This window comes from Butyricimonas paravirosa (assembly GCF_032878955.1).
Taxonomy (GTDB): domain Bacteria; phylum Bacteroidota; class Bacteroidia; order Bacteroidales; family Marinifilaceae; genus Butyricimonas; species Butyricimonas paravirosa.
Genome location: NZ_CP043839.1, coordinates 5,043,192 through 5,062,646 on the forward strand (window position 1 = coordinate 5,043,192; position 19,455 = coordinate 5,062,646).

The 19,455-nt window shown below is 43.7% G+C and carries 16 protein-coding genes; 11 read left to right on the forward strand and 5 right to left on the reverse strand.

Translation table 11 applies throughout. From position 1 onward, the window contains the following. Window positions 1–231 precede the first annotated feature (231 nt). On the forward strand, window positions 232–645 hold the full coding sequence (aroQ, locus tag F1644_RS20280; RefSeq protein WP_087422359.1) for a type II 3-dehydroquinate dehydratase: 414 nt from the start codon (window positions 232–234) through the stop codon (window positions 643–645). Window positions 646–728: 83 nt separating this feature from the next. Further along, complete coding sequence (pyk, locus tag F1644_RS20285; protein ID WP_118304167.1) at window positions 729–2,129, forward strand: pyruvate kinase; 1,401 nt, start codon at window positions 729–731, stop codon at window positions 2,127–2,129. 65 nt (window positions 2,130–2,194) lie between these two features. Here the strand turns inward: pyk and mscL are convergent, their stop codons facing one another. Further along, entirely contained in the window at window positions 2,195–2,623 is a 429-nt protein-coding gene (gene mscL / locus F1644_RS20290) for a large-conductance mechanosensitive channel protein MscL (RefSeq protein WP_087422357.1), read from the reverse strand. Window positions 2,624–2,739: 116 nt separating this feature from the next. Here mscL and F1644_RS20295 point away from each other — a divergent pair, with 116 nt between their 5' ends. The 6 genes from F1644_RS20295 to F1644_RS20320 all read left to right on the forward strand — a co-directional run bounded on the left by F1644_RS20295 (window position 2,740) and on the right by F1644_RS20320 (window position 8,695). Beyond that, the gene (locus tag F1644_RS20295; protein WP_118304165.1) at window positions 2,740–3,639 is read left to right on the forward strand and encodes a cation diffusion facilitator family transporter; all 900 of its coding nucleotides are present in this window, start codon (window positions 2,740–2,742) and stop codon (window positions 3,637–3,639) included. Window positions 3,640–3,644: 5 nt separating this feature from the next. Continuing rightward, on the forward strand, window positions 3,645–4,277 hold the full coding sequence (locus F1644_RS20300) for a DUF5715 family protein (protein WP_118304163.1): 633 nt from the start codon (window positions 3,645–3,647) through the stop codon (window positions 4,275–4,277). Between the two features lie 84 nt (window positions 4,278–4,361). Beyond that, window positions 4,362–5,513, forward strand: a complete 1,152-nt coding sequence (araJ, locus tag F1644_RS20305; protein ID WP_118304161.1) for an MFS transporter AraJ — start codon at window positions 4,362–4,364, stop codon at window positions 5,511–5,513. A 272-nt stretch (window positions 5,514–5,785) separates the two neighbouring features. Then, window positions 5,786–6,115, forward strand: coding sequence for a CGGC domain-containing protein (locus F1644_RS20310; protein WP_118304159.1), 330 nt, complete (start codon window positions 5,786–5,788; stop codon window positions 6,113–6,115). Between the two features lie 152 nt (window positions 6,116–6,267). After that, a complete protein-coding gene (gene ychF, locus F1644_RS20315; protein ID WP_087422353.1) occupies window positions 6,268–7,368 on the forward strand; it encodes a redox-regulated ATPase YchF in 1,101 nt (366 codons plus the stop codon). Between the two features lie 28 nt (window positions 7,369–7,396). Then, window positions 7,397–8,695, forward strand: a complete 1,299-nt coding sequence (locus F1644_RS20320) for an NCS2 family permease (protein WP_087422352.1) — start codon at window positions 7,397–7,399, stop codon at window positions 8,693–8,695. A 1-nt stretch (window position 8,696) separates the two neighbouring features. On the opposite strand, the gene F1644_RS20325 is transcribed toward F1644_RS20320, so the two are convergent. After that, entirely contained in the window at window positions 8,697–9,773 is a 1,077-nt protein-coding gene (locus F1644_RS20325) for an RluA family pseudouridine synthase (RefSeq protein WP_118304157.1), read from the reverse strand. Beyond that, window positions 9,770–10,594, reverse strand: coding sequence for a PASTA domain-containing protein (locus F1644_RS20330; protein WP_087422351.1), 825 nt, complete (start codon window positions 10,592–10,594; stop codon window positions 9,770–9,772). The genes F1644_RS20325 and F1644_RS20330 overlap by 4 nt, the downstream gene beginning before the upstream one ends. A 163-nt stretch (window positions 10,595–10,757) precedes the next feature. Between F1644_RS20330 and F1644_RS20335 the strand changes: the two genes are divergently transcribed. From F1644_RS20335 to F1644_RS20345, 3 genes are all read left to right on the forward strand, one after another. Further along, a complete protein-coding gene (locus F1644_RS20335; RefSeq protein WP_118304155.1) occupies window positions 10,758–12,536 on the forward strand; it encodes a PBP1 and LysM peptidoglycan-binding domain-containing protein in 1,779 nt (592 codons plus the stop codon). A gap of 231 nt (window positions 12,537–12,767) precedes the next feature. Next, the gene (locus F1644_RS20340) at window positions 12,768–14,951 is read left to right on the forward strand and encodes a RelA/SpoT family protein (RefSeq protein WP_087422349.1); all 2,184 of its coding nucleotides are present in this window, start codon (window positions 12,768–12,770) and stop codon (window positions 14,949–14,951) included. Between the two features lie 63 nt (window positions 14,952–15,014). Then, complete coding sequence (locus tag F1644_RS20345) at window positions 15,015–15,578, forward strand: RNA polymerase sigma factor (RefSeq protein ID WP_087422348.1); 564 nt, start codon at window positions 15,015–15,017, stop codon at window positions 15,576–15,578. A 78-nt stretch (window positions 15,579–15,656) separates the two neighbouring features. Here the strand turns inward: F1644_RS20345 and F1644_RS20350 are convergent, their stop codons facing one another. After that, entirely contained in the window at window positions 15,657–18,290 is a 2,634-nt protein-coding gene (locus tag F1644_RS20350; RefSeq protein WP_118304153.1) for a zinc-dependent metalloprotease, read from the reverse strand. Window positions 18,291–18,337: 47 nt separating this feature from the next. Continuing rightward, window positions 18,338–19,354 (reverse strand): thioredoxin family protein, encoded by a 1,017-nt coding sequence (locus tag F1644_RS20355; protein WP_118304151.1) that lies wholly within the window; start codon window positions 19,352–19,354, stop codon window positions 18,338–18,340. Between the last annotated feature and the right edge of the window lie 101 nt (window positions 19,355–19,455).

Here is a 19,455-nt window from a genome sequence, read left to right on the forward strand (position 1 = left end):
ATAATACAAATTCTAATTCACCACTTTAAACCTATCTCAAGAGTATTCTGATAGATTTTCGCCAGATAAAGGTATAAGTTTTTTCTTTGAGTTGTAACAGTTTTGTCAAGTTTAACACTCATAATTTTTATTATTAGACCTTGTAATCGAAATTTAATACCTAAATCCGGCTTGAAATGTCCGGTCTCATCGTTTTTTTTGTTAATTTTGTATTCAGTAAAAACGGTGAATATGAAGATATTGATTTTAAACGGTCCCAATCTTAATCTTTTGGGAATCAGGGAAAAAAATATTTACGGGGAAACCTCTTTCGAGGAGTACTTGTCGGGGTTGAGAGATTTCTACACGATGGTCGAGATCGATTATTACCAGTCGAACGTGGAGGGGGAGCTTATCAATAAAATTCATGAAGTGGGATTCTCCTATGACGGGATTATTTTGAATGCTGGAGCCTACACGCATACTTCGATTGCTATCGCGGATGCTATTTCGGCGATTCCCTGTCCCGTGATCGAGGTTCATATTTCTAACACGGCAAAACGGGAAGCTTTCCGTCATGTTTCTTTCCTAACTCCTGTTTGCCGGGGGGTAATTACCGGTTTCGGGTTGAAATCCTACGAACTGGCGTTACAGGCTTTTATGTGAGCGGCTTCGCCGCGTTGCAGGTTGGCAAGTTACAGGTTACAGGTTGGGGAAATACGCGAAGAATAACTATTATTATTAATGATATGAAGAAGACTAAGATTGTGGCTACCATATCTGACAAAAGATGTGAGGTAGAGTTTTTAGAGAAGTTATATCGTGCCGGGATGAACGTGGTACGGTTGAATACAGCTCATCAGGATATGGAGCAGGCGTTGAAGGTGGTGGAGAATGTTCGGAAAGTTTCGGATAATATCGCCATCTTGATCGACACGAAAGGGCCGGAGGTGAGAACAATGCTTATGGATGAACCGATGCACGTGGACCGGGGAGAAACGATTTACTTAACGGGTGATCCGGAGTTGAAAATGGAAGGAAAATTAATTCACGTGTCCTACCCTTATTTTGCAGAGGATATAAAAGTAGGAGATAAGGTGCTGGTGGACGATGGGGATGTGGAGCTAGTCGTTGTGGAGAAAAAGGATCATTATTTGGAAATGATGGTGACAAACGAGGCTGTTATCAAGAATCGTAAGAGCGTGAACGTGCCGGGAGCTTCCTTGAAATTGAAATCTTTAAGTGATAAGGACCGGGCATTTATTGATTTTGCAATAGATAATAATCTGGATTTTATAGCTCACTCCTTCGTGCGTAATAAAGAGGATGTTATGGCGATACAGGCTATTCTGGATGCCCGGGGAAGTAAGATCAAGGTCATTGCCAAGATCGAGAATCAAGAGGGGGTGGATAATATTGACGAGATTCTGGATTACGCTTACGGAGTGATGGTTGCCCGCGGGGATTTGGGGATCGAGATCGAGGCGGAGAAAATCCCTAAGATTCAACGATATATTGTTAAGAAATGTATTGAGAGTAAGAAACCCGTGATTATTGCCACGCAGATGTTACACACGATGATCGAGCATCCTAGGCCGACTCGTGCGGAAATCAGTGATATCGCGAATGCCGTTTACATGGGTACTGATGCGATCATGTTAAGCGGGGAAACGGCTTACGGAGCATATCCCGAGGAGGCGGTAACCGTGATGCGTGAAGTGGCAGAGGAGAACGAGGGAACTGTTCCGCCGGATGCGGGGAGAAGTCTGGTTCGTATAAATAACGAGATTACGGCAGCGTTGGCTCGTTCGGCAGTGAAAACTGCATTGATGTTACCGATTAAGGCGATTGTGGTTGATACGCTTTCCGGACGTACAGCTCGTTATCTATCGGCTTTCCGGAGTGACTTGCCCGTTTACGCCCGGTGCTATAATGAACGGGTTATGCGAGAATTGGCTCTCTCGTTCGGGGTGTATCCCTATTATACTGAAAAACCGATGTCCCGGGATGAGTTTATGAATGATCTGCCGGAAATGTTGATGCAGAATGGCATTAAGGCTGATGACTACGTGGTGGTTGTCGGGGGAAGTTTCGGGCATGGTAAAGGAGCCTCGTTTATTGAGGTATGTAAGATTGGGGAAATCCGCTAGGTTAATTTTAAATTTTAGATTTTAAATTTGAGAATTCAATCTCAAATTTAAAATCTAAAACTTTATCAATGTTTGTCTTTCAAGATGTCCCGGATTTCAGTCAATAGTACCTCTTCTTTCGACGGGGCGGGAGGGGCTGCCGGAGCCGGGGTTTCTTCTTTTTTCGTTCTCAATTTATTCATGAATTTGATGGCGATAAAGATTGAGAATGCAATGATCAAAAAGTCGATCGTTGTTTGAATAAAGTTACCATAGTTGAGGGTGACGGCTTCGACCATTTTTCCCGTAGCCTCGTTCATGTGGGCTTTTTGTAACACGATGTGTAAATTGGAAAAATTCATACCACCGATAAGCATACCGATGGGAGGCATGATAATGTCACTAACTAATGAAGACACGATTTTCCCGAATGCCCCACCGATAATGATACCGACGGCCATATCGACTACATTTCCCTTCAGGGCAAAAGCTTTAAATTCATCTAAAAGTTTCATGTTCTGATTCGTTTTATAATTTAAGTGTTTGAACGTTTAAACATTTAAAATGTTCTAAATTTCTACGGTAAAATTACATTAATTCTCGTAACTTTGTAAGCGTTTAACTATTGTCAATGGAAAAGGAAAGTCGGGAAAAGCAAATATATAGGGTTACAATTGTCGGTTCAATTGCTAATTTCTTTTTGTTAGTGTTTAAGTTCGTGGCGGGAATATTGGGACAAAGTAGTGCTATGATTGCGGATGCCGTACATTCTTTGTCAGATTTCGTGACGGATATTATCGTGCTGGTTTTCGTGAAAGTTTCTGCTAAACCGAAGGATGCGGGACATGATTACGGGCATGGTAAATATGAGACACTGGCAACGGCAATTATCGGTATCGTTTTGTTAATGGTTGGAACAGGGATTTTCTGGAACGGGTTGAATCAGATACTTGCTTTTTATCGGGGAGAAGAATTGGGTAGTCCCGATTTAATAGCCTTGGTTGCGGCTCTTGTTTCGATCGTGGTGAAAGAAATCCTGTACCGTTATTCGGTTATCGTCGGGCGTAAGGTGCAAAGCCAAGCTGTCGTGGCGAATGCTTGGCATCATCGTTCGGATGCATTCTCGTCTATCGGTACAGCTTTGGGGATTGCCGGGGCGATTTTTCTGGGAAAAGATTGGCGGGTGCTTGACCCGATTGCGGCCGTTGTCGTGAGTGTTTTCATCGTGAAAGTATCTATTCAACTCTTGATCCCTTGTTTAAATGATTTATTGGAGCGCTCTTTGCCGGAAGAGATCGAGAAAGAGATCATCACGATAATAAGTGAAGACTCGCAAATAAAAGACCCTCATAATTTGAGAACTCGTCGGATCGGGAATGATTTTGCGATAGAGATACATATCCGTTTGCACCCAGAGATGACCGTCAGGGAAGCTCATGTGGTTGCTACCGGGATCGAGAATCGTTTGAGGGCTAAATACGGATCACGTACTCACGTGGCCGTGCATGTGGAACCTGTGAAAAATGAATAATATAGATGAGAAGAACGGTGTGGTATTACACGATAGCGTGCGTGTTGTTGATATTGGTTGGGGCTTGTAAGGAAAACGAAAAGAGTAAAAAGCCTTTTGTTTATTTTAAAAATTACCAGAGAACTTTTAATGATTTAAATGACAGGCATCTGTCATCCGCCAAGCGATTGGGTATTACTCCATTGAAATCGTCGGAGGATTTGAGTCAGGCAGATCGGAATTTAAAAGAGATTAAATCCTGCAAATTGTTTCAGGTGGATAAATTAACACATTCGGAACCTTATCTTGTACCGGAGGCCTGTGATTTATTGGCTGATATTGCCCGGAATTTTAAAGACTCCCTGTATCAGAAAGGCCTGCCTTCCCATAGTATTATCGTGACAAGTGTGTTACGAACGGGGTCCAGCGTGAAGAAATTGCGGAAGAGTAATGGAAATGCCAGTGCCAATTCCGCTCACGTGTACGGGACTACTTTTGACGTGGCATATACGCGTTTCAAAAAAGACGGGCGTAAAGACGCCCCGGAGGAAAAGTTGAAAAGTGTGTTAGCCGACGTGTTGCAGGATTTGCGTTTGCAAAAGAAATGTTACGTTCGTTACGAGTTTAAGCAAGGTTGTTTTCATATTACAGCGAGATAACATAATCGTAAGATTGTTTATACTTTATTCTGTATCACGTTATTCTTTATTTTTTTATTTTTGCGGCGATAAAGAAAAACGTGTATGAAGAAGAGTCTTATTGCTTTAGCTTTTGGTACGCTTGGTCTTGGAATAGCCGAGTTTGTGATGATGGGAATATTGCCTGATGTGGCTCGAGACTTAGGAATCAGTATCGCTACAGCCGGTCATTTGATTTCGGCCTATGCTTTGGGAGTTTGTGTCGGGGCTCCCATGTTGATCTTGGCACGCAGGTATCAGTTAAAGTATATCTTGATGTTTTTGGTGGGAGTAATGATGCTGGGAAATGTTTGTGCGGCTTTATCTCCTAATTACTGGGTGATGCTTGTGGCCCGTTTCATTTCGGGATTACCGCACGGGGCTTATTTCGGGGTGGCATCTATTGTCGCCGAGAAGTTAGCGGATAAGGGGAGAGGGTCAGAGGCGGTATCTATCATGATTGCGGGAATGACGATCGCTAATTTGTTCGGGGTTCCGCTGGGGACGGCTTTAAGTGCCTCGATTTCCTGGCGTTTGACCTTCTTGCTCGTTGGATGTTGGGGCGTTATTATTCTTTATTATATGTGGCGTTGGGTGCCACGGGTAGAAAATTTGCCGGATACCGGTTTGAGGGGGCAGTTCCGTTTTTTGAAATCTCCGGCACCTTGGTTGATTCTGGGGGCAACGTTGTTGGGTAATGGGGGAACCTTTGCTTGGTATAGCTACGTGACACCCTTACTAACGAATGTTGCCGGATTCCCGGCTCGTATGATCACGTTTCTTATGGTGCTTGCCGGTTTTGGAATGGTGGTGGGAAATCTGGCTGGGGGACGTTTGTCCGATCGGTTTTCCCCGGGACGAGTGGCTGCTTTTGCACAAGGAATGATCTGTGTTGCATTGCTTTTTATTTTTTTCTTCGCTCATATATCTTGGTTGGCAGTGGGGTTGATGTGTTTGTGTACAGCCGGTCTGTTTGCAGTTTCGAGCCCACAGCAGGTGTTGCTAATTCGTTATTCAAAAGGAGGGGAGATGTTAGGTGCGGCTAGTGTACAGGTGGCATTTAACTTGGGAAATGCGATCGGTGCTTATGTTGGGGGATTACCTTTGCAAGCTGGAATGAGTTACTCTTACCCGGCACTAGTGGGTGCGCCTTTTGCATTTGTCGGGTGTCTTTTGTTGGTAACTTTTTTCCGAAAATATGAACGTCGTACGATTTGATCTGATATAGTCCGGTAATAGGCTCAATCTGGCTTGTACTACAATCTCTCCGGTGTCTCGTTGATGTCCGGATTGTATCTGAAGGTAAAGTTTGGGAAAAGTTAACCTTCTGCGTCGGTAACTTATCGGTAACTTATCGAAGAGTTATGGGTGAGATATAGGTGAAACACATAAGAGACAGCAGAGTATGTATTGTTAAATTCTGGTGAATTTTATCGTGAACTTGGATTGTTTCAAGTATCTTTGTGGTGTAATATCAAGATTGTAAAGTTATGAAAGTCGGTATTATTCGTTGTCAGCAAACGGAAGACCTCTGTCCGGGAACAACCTGTATTAAATGTGCATCAAGTGGTAAATTGGCCTTTGAAAACGTGGGGCCATCCGATATTGTGGGTATTATTTCCTGCGGTGGATGTCCCGGTAAAAGAGCTATTCCCCGGGCTAAGATGTTGGTTGATCGGGGAGCAGAAGTGATTGCCTTGGCGTCTTGCATTTTTAAGGGAACGCCGATAGGTTTCCCATGTCCCCATGCAGAACAGATGAAAAAAGCAATTGTCAATAAAGTCGGGGAGAATATACAGGTACTTGATTACACGCATTAATCTGTTGCTTATTGACTTGACGAATCGTGTTTTATGGATTATCCCGTGTCGGAATTATTAAAAAGAATCATTATCTTTGTCGGCCGAAAAAATGCATTCCACGAGTGTGGCGTGCTGGCAGGTTAGGTAATAATTAAAATGACAAAAATATAATGGGTTTACAATGTGGAATAGTCGGTTTGCCAAACGTGGGGAAATCGACGTTATTTAATTGTTTGAGTAATGCGAAGGCGCAATCGGCAAATTTCCCTTTTTGCACGATCGAACCGAACGTGGGAGTGATTACCGTGCCGGACGAGCGACTGAATAAATTGGTCGAGTTGGTACAGCCTCAAAATGTGGTACCTGCCGTGGTAGAGATCGTGGATATTGCTGGGTTAGTGAAAGGTGCGAGTAAAGGTGAAGGTTTAGGAAATAAATTTTTGTCTAATATCCGGGAAACGGATGCTATAATTCACGTGTTACGTTGTTTTGATGATAATAATATCGTACACGTGGATGGTAATGTCGATCCGATCCGGGACAAGGAGACGATTGATACAGAGTTGCAGTTGAAAGACTTGGAAACGGTGGAAAGCCGTTTGGCAAAAGAGGAGAAGAAGGCACAGACCGGAGGGGATGCAAAGGCGAAACGTCTGGTCGAGGTGTTGCATTTATATAAAGATGCGTTGGTGCAGGGAAAATCCGCTCGTTCCGTGCAATTAAACGATTTACAGCAGGAGGCTGCGAAAGAGTTGATGTTGCTGACGAATAAACCTATTTTGTACGTTTGTAACGTGGATGAGGCTTCTGTTGTGACGGGAAATAAATACGTGGATGCCGTGCGGGAAGCCGTGAAGGACGAGGGGGCAGAAGTATTGGTGATCGGTGCTGCTATCGAGGCGGATATTGCCGAGTTGGATACGTACGAGGAGAAACAATTGTTTTTGCAGGATTTGGGACTGGAGGAAGCCGGGGTGAATAAATTAATTCGTACGGCTTACAAGTTGTTGAATTTGCGTACTTATTTTACGGCAGGCCCGAAGGAGGTGAGGGCGTGGACTTTTAAGAACGGGATGAAAGCCCCGCAGACGGCTGGGATTATTCACACGGATTTCGAAAAAGGGTTTATTCGTGCGGAAGTGATTAAATACGAGGATTTTATAGCCTTGGGATCCGAGGCAAAATGCAAGGAAGCCGGGAAGATGTCGGTGGAAGGAAAAGAGTACGTGGTGCAGGATGGGGATATGATGAACTTCCGTTTTAACGTGTAATGAGGGCATAGTTTTATCCTGGATAAAGATGATATTAAAAAAACTTTTTGGATTTGATCCCAGCGTGATGAAGGTAAAGACAGAGATCATGGCTGGGGTCACTACTTTTTTAACGATGTCGTATATTCTTGCCGTGAATCCGGATATTCTTTCGGCGGCATCGATGGACCGGGGAGCCGTGTTCACGGCTACAGCTTTGGCAGCATCTTTTGCCACGTTGGTAATGGCTATTTTGGCGAAATTACCTTTTGCCCTGGCTCCGGGTATGGGGTTGAACGCTTTTTTTGCCTTTACGTTAGTGCAGGGCATGGGATATTCCTGGGAGAGTGCCTTGGCTGCCGTTTTTATCGAGGGGCTAGTGTTTATCCTGTTGACGGTGTTTAATATACGGGAGTTGATCGTGAATGCTATTCCCGAAACGTTGAGACATGCCATATCCGTTGGAATTGGTTTGTTTATTGCTTTTTTAGGATTACAAAAGGCCGGGTTGATCGTGGCTAATCCTGCAACATTTGTTTCTTTAGGCGAGTTTACTCCATCGACGTTGTTGGCCGTGGGAGGAATTATTATCGGGGGAGTGTTGGTTGCTCGGAAAGTGAAGGGGGCTCTTTTCTACGCGATCGTGGCAGTCACGTTATTAAGTATTCCTTTGGGAATTACCCGGATACCGGAAGGCTTTTCTTTAGTATCGATGCCTCATTCTCTGGAGCCGGTCTTTTTCAAGCTGGATTTTCATTCTTTGTTGTCCCCGAATATGTTGATTGCGATTTTCTCGCTCGTGTTCATGGATATTTTTGATACTTTAGGAACATTAGTCGGTACGGCAAATAAAGTGGGAATGGTGAAACCTGATGGGAGTATCCCGAAGTTGAAACCTGCGATGATGGCGGATGCCGTGGGAACAACGGTCGGGGCTTTGCTCGGAACGTCAACCACCACGACTTACGCTGAGAGTACTGCCGGTATTGCCGAAGGTGGGCGTTCCGGTTTGACAGCTGCTGTTGTTAGCGGATTGTTCATTGTCGCTCTGTTTTTTGCCCCGTTCTTTTTGTTGGTTCCGGGTATCGCTACGGCAGGGGTATTGGTGATCGTGGGGAGTTTTATGTTTGATGCGGTGAAGAAAATTCGTTTTGATGATATGACCGAGGCTTTTCCTGCTTTCGTGACTATTATCATGATGCCGTTGACTTATTCGATTGCGGAGGGTATTGTGTTGGGGCTGTTGACTTACGTGTTGCTTAAATTGTTTGCGGGTAAATATCGAGAGTTAAATCTCACGATGTATATACTCTCGATATTGTGTATTTTGAAATACGTGTTTGTTTAGGTTATTCGATATCTTCCAGTTCCCGGTTTGCCACGTAGCCCCGCCATTTTTCAATGAGCTGTTGAATGTCCTGTGGTATTTCGGAATTGAAGTCCATCCATTCGCCTGTTCCCGGGTGTTCAAAACCAAGGGTTTTGGCATGTAATGCTTGTCGGGGACAGAGGGCGAAACAATTTTGCACGAATTGTTTATATTTCGTGAAAGTGGTCCCTTTCAGTATTTCATTACCACCATATTCCGGATCATTGAATAGCGGATGTCTGATTGATTTGAAATGAGCCCGGATTTGGTGGGTACGTCCGGTTTCCAGCACGCATTCCACGACATTCACGTAGCCCAAGCGTTCCAGCACGTGATAGTGAGTCACGGCATGTTTGCCGTAGTCGCTACCTTCCGGGAATACCCCCATGATTTTCCGGTTAGAGATACTCCTTCCGATGTTACCGATAATCGTTCCGTTGTCATTTTCCAAGTTCCCCCAGCATACGGCCACGTATTTCCGACTGGAGGTTTTATGAAAAAATTGGGAAGACAATTTGGTTTTAGCTTCTTCCGTTTTGGCAATGACCAATAGACCGGAAGTGTCCTTGTCTATCCGGTGAACCAACCCAGGGCGGGGATCGTTTTCTTTGAATAACGGATTCCCTTTCAAGTGCCATGCCAAAGCGTTCACGAGAGTCCCCGTGTAATGCCCGTAGGAAGGATGTACCACCATGCCCGGTTCTTTGTTAATGACTAGCAGGTAGTCGTCCTCGTACACGATGTTTAGAGGAATATCTTCCGGTATGACCCGTATTTCCCGTTTCGGGTGGGGGAGCATTAAGGTGACGATGTCTTTGGGTTTTACCCGGTAATTGGATTTTACCGGTTTGTTATTGACCTGTACACATTGGGCCTCTGCAGCTTCCTGTATTTTTGTACGGGATACGTTGGGTAACCGATCGACCAGAAACCGATCAATGCGCAGTAAATTTTGGCCGGGATCAACTTCCAGACGGAAATGTTCATACATTTCTTGCTCTTGTTCCGGTTCGTCCTCGCCCAGTTCTTCTAAATCTTCTACTTCTTCTTCTATCATGGTTGTAGCTCCTCAATGGACAGGGAGTCCAGTGCCATTATTTTTTCTTTATCTTTCGTGAGGTAGAGCGTGATGTCTCCCCCCATCTTCATCGTCATGTTCTCTTCGAATTCAGGCTCTTGCTGGTATATAATTGCCGTGGATTGGTCCGCCTCGGTTTTGACCGTGTTGTCGGGTTGGATTTCACCCACGTTTAAGAATGCCCGCAATAGCATGGCTTTTGCCTCTGCCAGTGTCTTCCCCACTAACGATGGGATGGCTACTTGGTCATTGGACGTATTCCCGTTCCCGAGTACAATATCCACCGTTTCTCCTTTTTGTATCAAACTATTGGGTTCGATGATGTTGCCCTCGTATTTGAAATCAAGTACTAGGTTTTTGAAGTTGGAAGGAACGTATTCGATTCTTCCAACGTTGAGTCCCAAGTTCTTCAATCGTTGCAAGGATTGACGGAAGGCCACGTTGCGAAGGTTCGGGAAAATGATTTTTTCCGGGGCATTGGCGTTGATGGTCAGTTGAATGGCCCGGTTGTTCTTCACGTGAGCATTCGGTGACGGGAATTGTTCTACGATAGTTCCCGGTTTGGCATTATTGTCATAGATAGAATCGATGACAAGGATTTGCAAATTCTTCTCTTTGGCGAAAGGTTCCGCCTCGTCGGGAGTGAGTCCCCGGAGTTCGGGAACAGTAATATAGTAACCATGATTCGTGTATTTCTCCAATCGATTCAACACGATGTACCCGATCAGGAACAACACGATGCAGGCTACGGCTATGTTGATCAATAACACGATGATATGTCCTTTTTTAAAGAAACCCATAGAGTGTGTAACGTTTGTAAATTTATAAAACTTGCCGTGTTCATCACTACTGAACACGGGCAGTGCTGGTATTGAAATACCTTAACTTTGCAAAAATAGCAGAGATTTTTCAATTATCACTACTATTTTACTATTTTTGCTTTGAAAATAAGAAGTGATAAAGATGGTAAGATTCATTTTAGTATTCCTGTTGCTGGGTTTGACGGGTTATGTCGGGGCGCAGGAAATCAAGATAGAGAAATCGACAGAGAAAATCGTGTATCAGGGAAAGTCCTATTATCTCCATACGGTGAAAGCCAAGGAAACGCTTTTTTCCATATGTAAGGCTTACGGTGTCTCCGTGGATGAAGTGAAAGCATTAAATGATAAGAGTGACAATGCTCTTTCGATTGGGGACGTGTTGAGAATTCCTGTGGTCGAACCCTTTAAATCTATTGATGATAAGTTTTATTATCACCGGATGAAACCGAAAGAGACGCTATATTCTCTTTCCCGGAAGTTTAATATCAAGATGAAACGAATTCTGAAAGATAATCCGGAGTACGACGTGAGCCGACCGATCGCGGAAGGTGCTGTCGTGAAATTGGCATTGAGGCAGATTGATCGGACTGTGTTGGAGGCTGAATTACGTTGGGAAAAACGTCAGGCGAAAGAGGTTCAACAAGCTCGGCGTGAAGAGATGGAAAAACATGAGGAAAGTCATCCGAATACTTTCCCGCCTGCCCGCGATTCATTGGAAGGAATGGTGCAGCAGGTTGTGGGTGATACCGTGTTTATTATTCCTGAAGTTGCTCATGAGCAACGCCACGTGAAAGTTGCTCTTATGTTGCCTTTGTACGTGAAGGAAAACAAGTTGCCCTTATCTGAGGAGGAAATTCCGGTGGACACGCTGGGTGTGAATATACGGAACGAGCGTTGGCGTTTATCTTCTCGCACGGAACCTTTCCTGCAATTTTATCAGGGGGTATTGATGGCCGTGGATAGTTTGAAACGGCAGGGATACACGATCGATTTGCATGTTTATGACACGGAACGTGATCCCAATACCGTGCAACGTTTGGTAGGGGAATTGAATTTGTTATCTCCGGATTTGATTATTGGTCCCGTGTACGCGAACACGTATAAGGTGGTTGCCGAACAGCTAGGAAACCGGACGATTCCGATGATTTTTCCGCTTTCTTCACGGGGAGGAGATTTAGTCCGTTTCCCGAATTTCGTGCAGTTGAATACGTCTACGGTTTCTCTGGTAGAAGAGATGGCGGACTGGATTGTCGCGAACGGTACGCAAGCTCATCTGATAAATATCATTCCCGATGGGGGAGTTCGCACCGGGGAAGAGAGTCGTTTGACAGATCTGGTACGGAGTCGCTTACAGGCGAACGGGATGGAAGATATGACGAATTGTCAATGGCGACCTCAAATGCATTTGGATTCATTACGCAAGATTATGAGGCCGGGAATGGAAAATATGATCTTGTTTCCAACTATAAATGAAGCGGCGGCCAGTCGGACGTTGCCCGTGTTGTCTGCACTGGCAGATCAGTTCCGGATCACGGTAATTGGTTTCCCCGATTGGTTGAAATTTACTTCTATCGACGAGGAAGTGTTGTTTAAGTTGAACGTGAAGATGATGGCGAATAGTTACGTGGATTATCAAGGTGATGTGGCTAAAGAGTTTTCCGCGAAACACCGGGATTATTTTTATTCGGAGCCAAGTAATGTGGTGAACCGGGCGTTTGACATTGTTATGTGCTTTATCCCTTTGGTCGACATGGAACGTGGAAACACCTTGAACGTGTTGCGGGAAAAGGATATAAGCGGGGCATTTACCCGTTTCCGGTTTCATCCGGTGAATGGATTTGGTGGTTTGGAGAATCGGGGGCTGTTCTTGATTAACTATGGTCGGAATTTCGAGATTATCGTGAAACCGGTAGTCAAATAATTCAGATTTTTTCACGGTGATAGCATAAAAGAACGACAGTAACGATACGGTTTTATCCTGTGTAGCTTGAAATAAATTAATTTTAGGGGCTTGCGGGTAACCTTTGGCCGGGTATTGTCGTTGTCCTGCATAATTAGTTGTTATTACATCTTGAATAGAATGAAAATCGGGGAGTACGGCATTTTTTTTGATATGATTAATAGGAATTGGAATTTACTAAATTAACCTGTTATGGCAGAAACTACGACATACATTACTGTACAACAAAAATATAGATCTTTATTAAAGTCATGTAAGAACTTGATTTCAACCGAGGATATTCGTCTCGTGCGAAAAGCTTTCGACACGGCAATGAGCAGCGAGGCAAATTCACGAGCGGTTACCGAGAAAGATATTCATCGTTTGTTGGATACCGGATTAATTATCACGTCCGAGATCGGGTTGGGGAGGACTTCTATTATTTGTTTGATGTTGCATCGGGCAATAGAGTCCGGAACGTTGAAATTGGAACAGATAAAAACGGTATTTGGAGAGAAAGTAGCCCAGATATTAGCCGGTTTACGGGATATAAGCCATATCTACGCTACTCACCGGGTGGTGGATTCCGAAAATTTCCGGAAATTACTACTGAGTTTTGCTGAAGATGTACGGGTGCAGTTGATTTTTCTGGCGGAAAAATTGTATGATTTACGACATGCCGAGACTTTACTTCCGGAACAACAACGGGAGTTAGCCCGGGAAACCAGTTATATCTACATTCCTTTTGCCCATCGTTTAGGTTTGTATAATATCAAATCGGAGATGGAGGACCTCGCTTTGCGTTACGGGGAGCCTGAGGTGTACAAGGAGATTTCTTTGAAGCTGGAAGGAACACGGGAGGCCCGTGAAAAATATATCAACGAGTTTATTGCCCCTATCGTGGAAGAATTCAATAACCGGGGAATTAAATTCAAGGTGAAATGGCGTACCAAGACGATCGCTTCGATCTTGAACAAGATGCGGAAGAAACAGGTGGAGTTCGAGGAAATCTATGACATATTCGCGGTTCGTTTTATACTGGATAGCAGGGGGCCGGAAGAGAAGGCCGATTGTTGGAGGGCATATTCGATCGTGGCCGACAAGTACACGCCTAACCCGCAGCGATTGCGGGATTGGATTTCAGTGCCTAAATCCAATGGTTATGAATCATTGCAGACCACCGTTCTCGGACCTAATAACCGATGGGTGGAAGTGCAGATTCGTACGGAACGGATGGATGAGATTGCAGAAAAGGGATTCGCGGCTCACTGGAAGTACAAGGGGGGAACGGCGGATAAGGCGATCGAGGAGTGGCTGACTGAGTTACGAGAGATATTGGAGAGTTCGGAAGTCGGAGCCGTGGATATGCTGGACGATATTAAAATTAACCTGCAAGATAAGGAGGTACACGTGTTTACCCCGGCGGGAGATTTGAAGACTTTACCGGCGGGTGCGACGTTACTTGACTTTGCTTATGCTATCCACACGGCCGTGGGATCCCGTTGTGTAGGAGGAAAGGTAAACCAACGTAACGAGACCTTGCGCTATGTGTTGAAGAACGGGGATCAGGTATCCATCCTAACCTCGAATAATCAACAGCCGAATGCCGACTGGCTGAATATTGCCACAACTTCGAAAGCTCGTAACAAGATTCGTCAGTTTCTCACCGAAGATTCGCGGGCTCAGGCCACGCTGGGTAAGGAAATGTTGGCTCGTCGGTTTAAGAATTGGAAGTTAGAGTTGACGGACGAGGTGATTCATCGTTTGCAACAACATTATAAATACAAGTTTGCTATCGATCTTTACCAGGCGATTGCCGAGGAAAAGTTGGATATGGCGGAGATCAAGGAGTTCATTACTCGCCCGAAAGAAGAGGAACGTACGGTTGCTACCCCAAGAGAAGAGGTGCAGGTTACCCCGTCCCGCCCGATTAGTGAAGATGTGTTGTTGATCGACCGGAACGTGGATAACGTGGTGTACAAGTTCGCCCGTTGCTGTAACCCGGTATTCGGGGATGATATTCTGGGATTCGTTTCTATTGGTGAGGGGATTAAGATTCACCGGACCCAGTGTAAGAATGCTCTTGATTTGCAGCGTCGCTACCCGTACCGAATCGTGCAGGCGGCTTGGACGAATGCCGGGGCAACTTCTTACCAGACGGTGTTGAGTATCGTGGGGCGTGAAGATGCGGGAATGGTGACCAAGATTACCGAGGTGATAGCGAAGGACCCGAAGATCACGTTACGGGGATTGTCCATTAATTCGAGCGAGGGATTATTTGATGGGCAAATCACCGTGTTGGTTAGTGATACGGAACATTTGTCACAACTGATTTCCCGGTTGAAACGTATACAGGGGGTCATGCGGGTATATCGTCATGATTCTGTGAAAGAGTAGTTTTATGTTGATTTTTCGTATATTTGTATAGTTCTAAATGATGGGTTAACACGTGATAGTAATATGTCGGAACAGGATGAGGTAAAATGGTTACAGGGATTAAGAGTTGGGGATGACCGGGCTTTTAAAGTCCTGTTTGAAAAGTATTATGCCTCACTCTGTGCATTTGCCACTAATTTCGTGAATGACCCGGACGTGGCGGAAGATATTGTACAGGAGATATTTTTCAAATTATACACGGATAAACCGGCTTTTGATGTCGTGGTGGCCTTAAAATCTTACTTGTATCTGGTCACCAAGAATCAATGTCTGAATTATTTGAAACATGCCCGGATCGAGCAGGAGTATATGTCTTTCTTGAAGGAACGGGAAACAACGACCTTCTTTTTTAACCAGATCGTGGAGCAGGAGTTACTGGCCTTGTTGTCAGAGGCTATTCAGGATTTACCGGAACAGACGGGACAAGTGTTCCAACTGGTGATGGAAGGTTTCGATAATGCGGAAATTGCGGAGAAACTGAATCTCTCCATAGATTCGGTAAAGTCACATAAAAAGCGTGGAAAACAATTATTGAAGAGTCGGTTAGGAGATATAACGGCTATCCTTTTATTCCTGTCGAATTGCTGATATTCAAGAAATAGAAGATTGTAATTTTATAATATAAAGAGGCTCCACGATCCAGCGGAGCCTCTTTATATGAATGTTTTATTTTGAGAGTGTTTTTATTTGAAGTAAAATACCTTGATAATGGGCTTTGTCGGCTGTATTTGCATTAGCGATACGGCTTTCTACTAATTTTTGAATCTTATTCAGCATGGCGGTGTTATAACCTAAAGATTCGTCTATCGTACTAATATTTACTGGTTTTTGCCAAGTGTAGGGAGAGATTGCGGAAATGGTTTCCCGTGCAATCTGATTTGCTATTAAACCTTGTCCGTGTTCGATTTCGAATGCTTGGAACTGATCCCGGAAACGACGGATGAATCCGGTCTGATCCATCCCGTACCGGATGATTTCATCGATAGACAAAGCAATAGAAGGGTCAATAACCTCGGAGTTATCTGCAAATTCTTTCGGGTTCGTGACTTTACGAACATTTGTCGTGATTGTGCTGACACACATACGTTGTAATAACTTATCCCCGTTGGTTAATTTTTTCCCTTGCATTGTAGGTTTCCAAATTCCGGAGTACAAATCATCGTAGTAATCTTTTATGGTGTAAGGATCTTTGGACAAATGGGCTGTAAGCGTTACGTTCGCTCCTAGATTAAATAACGTTTTGGCTGCTGTACTTTGCAGTAACAGGGAATATTTAGGAGCAAATATTTTTTGTTCCAGGGCTTTTTCATTTAACCAGTCACTTTCACGCAACTGTTTAATGGTCCATAGCATGGAGGCTTTTTGGATGTTGCGGGCAACCGGTTGATAACGTTCCACGGGTGTGCCTTCTTTTGCCGGATTTAAGTATATTCCGCCAACTTGACATAACACGTTGGAAATATAGCGATAGTATTGGTTCAATATTTGAGAATATAGGGTTAGCCTATACTCTGAGAAATCATCGTCAGAAATCCATTGATTCACGTTAGGAAGAATGTATTTCAAGTTTTTAATCCCGTAGTTACTTGCCTTGATCGGATCGTTTCCGAGATCTTCCGTTAAAGCACTTGGGTCATACGTGCTGTAAAGTTGTTGTTGTCCATAGCGGTATAAGGGATCTCCGGCTTTTTCGTCTACCCATTGCTGGATGATTTCTGCTTCTTCTTTTACGCTTTTGTTTCCTGCAATGGGAGAGTATAGCCATTTAATCGCATAGTAGTCATAAACACCGAGATCGGGAGGCGTTAATTTTAACCCTTTGTCTCCGGGTTGTGCAACATAATTGAATCGGGCATAATCCATGATAGACGGGGTTGTCCCGTATTTGTGTGTGAATGTTGCGTTGCGTAAAGAATCAACAGGGTAGGCGTGAGAGGCAGCCATGTTGTGCATCAGTCCAAGCGTGTGTCCCACTTCATGAGCGACAACGTAGACAAGGGCCTCGTATAAAACATCAGCCGGTAACTCTTTCCCACGAACAGACTCATCAACTTGGGCCGTTTGTACAAAACGCCACTGTGTGATTAACTTGATAATATCATTATAGATGATTACCGAGGCATTCACGATTTCTCCCGTGGTCGGATCGACCCAGCTGGGCCCCATAGCATTTGCAACCCCCGCAGGACAATAGCGGATGCAGGAATATTTCAGGTTATCGGGATCAAAATTAGGATCATCTTTGGGAAAATCTTTCACTTGTACCGCATTTTTGAAACCGATCGCCTCGAACGCCTTGTTCCAATCCAAAGTCCCTTTTCTTAAGGCTGTTTTCCAGTTTTCCGGAAACGTGTTGTCCAGATAGAACACGATAGGTTTCACTGGTTCTACTAATTCCCCTCGTTCCCATGCTTGCATATCTTTGGGTTCCAAGCGCCACCGGTTGGCATAGGAGTAATTTTTAGAACCTTCTTTCAAAGAGATATTTTGTTTCCCGGTCAAGAATATACCGATACGAGGATCAGAGATTCTTGGTTTCATTTTTTCTTCCGGCAATAAGAACATCGTTTTTACCGTTTTTACTAAAACCTCTCCGAGCATAAACGTGGAAAACATCTGTTTAGCCGAGCAACTGTATACATTTTCAGTCTCGACAGAGATATTGTCATCGAACGATTTGATTTTTCCAATGGTTGATAGTTCCGCCTTCACCTTTCCCGTGATAGGTAAACCTTTGTATGATCCCCCGATCGGACTTTGGGCATCATCTAAAAAAATCTTTCCGGCCTCGAAAATAACAGCCGTGCTGTCCCGGTTGTAGGTTTCCAGTTTGAATTTCTGTTTCCGTACATCCATAAAATTCAATGCGGCAGTTTCTTTCATCTCTTCTGTATCATCGTAGGTGGTATACGTGGAACAATCGTTCATGAAGATCATACTGTCTTTCAATACAAAGCGAACGTGTTTCAGGCCTTTGTTTTTGTACCCCACGTTAACCAGAGAGGGATCACTCGTGGCAGATGGTGTTAGGGCGATTAACAGATCTCGTCCCATGTATTTTAACGGGTACTCCAGATAGATTTTGTCTCCAACCCGGTGAATCGTGGCGAATTTACCAGGGAAGGCTTGATGTTGTTTCCCTTTAAACAGTTTTTCGTATTTGGATATGGGCTTTTTAGGGGTTACATTTTTTTGTTCTATGGGGGCTTTTTTCTTTTTCTTTCTGTCAGAGGCGTAAGATGAGCCTAGGTATGGAATCAGAAACAGTGATACAAGTAACAATACAAATCCTTTTTTCATATAAAATATTTTAATAGTTGATTAATTGTTTTTTCATGATAAATGTTTTACAAGCTCTTTACAAGTTCTTTCCAGCGAGTTTTTTGAGATTCCGGAGCTTTTTTAAAAGGAGCGGATATATAGTAAATTAAAGTTGATTGATTTCCATTTTGTACTTGGCCTAACTTCTTTTCACAAGTCGATAATAGTTTACCCGTATCTCCCGTGAAGGCTGCCTTGGTGATGGCTAGTGAAGCTAATAATGACTTTTCTGTTGCCAAATCCAAGGCTTTTATTTCTTTACCAATTTCTACCAGTCTTTTTTTGTTCATCTTTGTATTTTCTCCGGAAATGGTTGTTTGCATTTCGTGGTTTAATTTGGCTGCTATACGAGAATCTACTTTTTTTACCCCGATTGTTTTGTAAAACTCCTTTCTATGTTCATGCAAGTATTTCCATACATCAGAATTCTGAGTACAGATTTTTTCGTCTTTGAAAATAAACCAGTATTCTTCGGATGTTTTTTCTTTGTCCGTGGTGACATTAAATAAATCTTTGACCACGTTTGAGGCCGATGGGTCTTTTAAATCAATCAAATTTTTTGCGTATTGGAACAAGAGATCTTTTTCTCGATTCCCGGCATTGTATTTGGTTGCTAAAGGTTTTAATGCCGTATTTTCATCAAGCCCTTCTTTTACTCGTTTGATGAACACTTTTTCTTTGGTGTTACCAATGAATCTATGGCGAATACTTCCATCTTGCTCGATGATCAAGAAAGTGGGATAAACGTTTACATTAAATCTTTTACCTAATTCCGGTCCTTCTCCTTTCTCCATATCGTATTTGAGGCAAATGAAGTTTTCGTTTAAAAGCTTTCCGACACTTTCTAGTGGGAACAGGTTTTTTGCAATCTGGATACAGGCCCCGCACCATCTCGTGCAACAATCCATGAAAACTAATTTATTTTCTGCTTTGGCTTTGGCCAAGGCTTCATTGAACGTGAGATCCTCGAAGTTCACGCCTTTCTGAGAGAATACCGTGAAACTGGCAATTAATAATATTGCGGTTAAAATGATATTTTTCATGATTAAAATGTTATTTAATAGATAATTTGTTGTGGTAAATGACTACCATCCCTACCCCCTCCTTGTGCAGGAGGGGAAAAGGTTTGGTTATCAATGGGAAT

What these genes read in the sequence shown, in the direction of transcription:
- F1644_RS20320 (WP_087422352.1), top strand. Translation starts at nt 7,397, where the DNA reads ATGATATTAAAAAAACTTTTTGGATTTGATCCCAGCGTGATGAAGGTA.
- F1644_RS20300 (WP_118304163.1), top strand. Translation starts at nt 3,645, where the DNA reads ATGAGAAGAACGGTGTGGTATTACACGATAGCGTGCGTGTTGTTGATA.
- F1644_RS20330 (WP_087422351.1), bottom strand. Translation starts at nt 10,594, where the DNA reads ATGGGTTTCTTTAAAAAAGGACATATCATCGTGTTATTGATCAACATA.
- aroQ (WP_087422359.1), top strand. Translation starts at nt 232, where the DNA reads ATGAAGATATTGATTTTAAACGGTCCCAATCTTAATCTTTTGGGAATC.
- pyk (WP_118304167.1), top strand. Translation starts at nt 729, where the DNA reads ATGAAGAAGACTAAGATTGTGGCTACCATATCTGACAAAAGATGTGAG.
- mscL (WP_087422357.1), bottom strand. Translation starts at nt 2,623, where the DNA reads ATGAAACTTTTAGATGAATTTAAAGCTTTTGCCCTGAAGGGAAATGTA.
- ychF (WP_087422353.1), top strand. Translation starts at nt 6,268, where the DNA reads ATGGGTTTACAATGTGGAATAGTCGGTTTGCCAAACGTGGGGAAATCG.
- araJ (WP_118304161.1), top strand. Translation starts at nt 4,362, where the DNA reads ATGAAGAAGAGTCTTATTGCTTTAGCTTTTGGTACGCTTGGTCTTGGA.
- F1644_RS20310 (WP_118304159.1), top strand. Translation starts at nt 5,786, where the DNA reads ATGAAAGTCGGTATTATTCGTTGTCAGCAAACGGAAGACCTCTGTCCG.
- F1644_RS20340 (WP_087422349.1), top strand. Translation starts at nt 12,768, where the DNA reads ATGGCAGAAACTACGACATACATTACTGTACAACAAAAATATAGATCT.
- F1644_RS20355 (WP_118304151.1), bottom strand. Translation starts at nt 19,354, where the DNA reads ATGAAAAATATCATTTTAACCGCAATATTATTAATTGCCAGTTTCACG.
- F1644_RS20350 (WP_118304153.1), bottom strand. Translation starts at nt 18,290, where the DNA reads ATGAAAAAAGGATTTGTATTGTTACTTGTATCACTGTTTCTGATTCCA.
- F1644_RS20345 (WP_087422348.1), top strand. Translation starts at nt 15,015, where the DNA reads ATGTCGGAACAGGATGAGGTAAAATGGTTACAGGGATTAAGAGTTGGG.
- F1644_RS20295 (WP_118304165.1), top strand. Translation starts at nt 2,740, where the DNA reads ATGGAAAAGGAAAGTCGGGAAAAGCAAATATATAGGGTTACAATTGTC.
- F1644_RS20335 (WP_118304155.1), top strand. Translation starts at nt 10,758, where the DNA reads ATGGTAAGATTCATTTTAGTATTCCTGTTGCTGGGTTTGACGGGTTAT.
- F1644_RS20325 (WP_118304157.1), bottom strand. Translation starts at nt 9,773, where the DNA reads ATGATAGAAGAAGAAGTAGAAGATTTAGAAGAACTGGGCGAGGACGAA.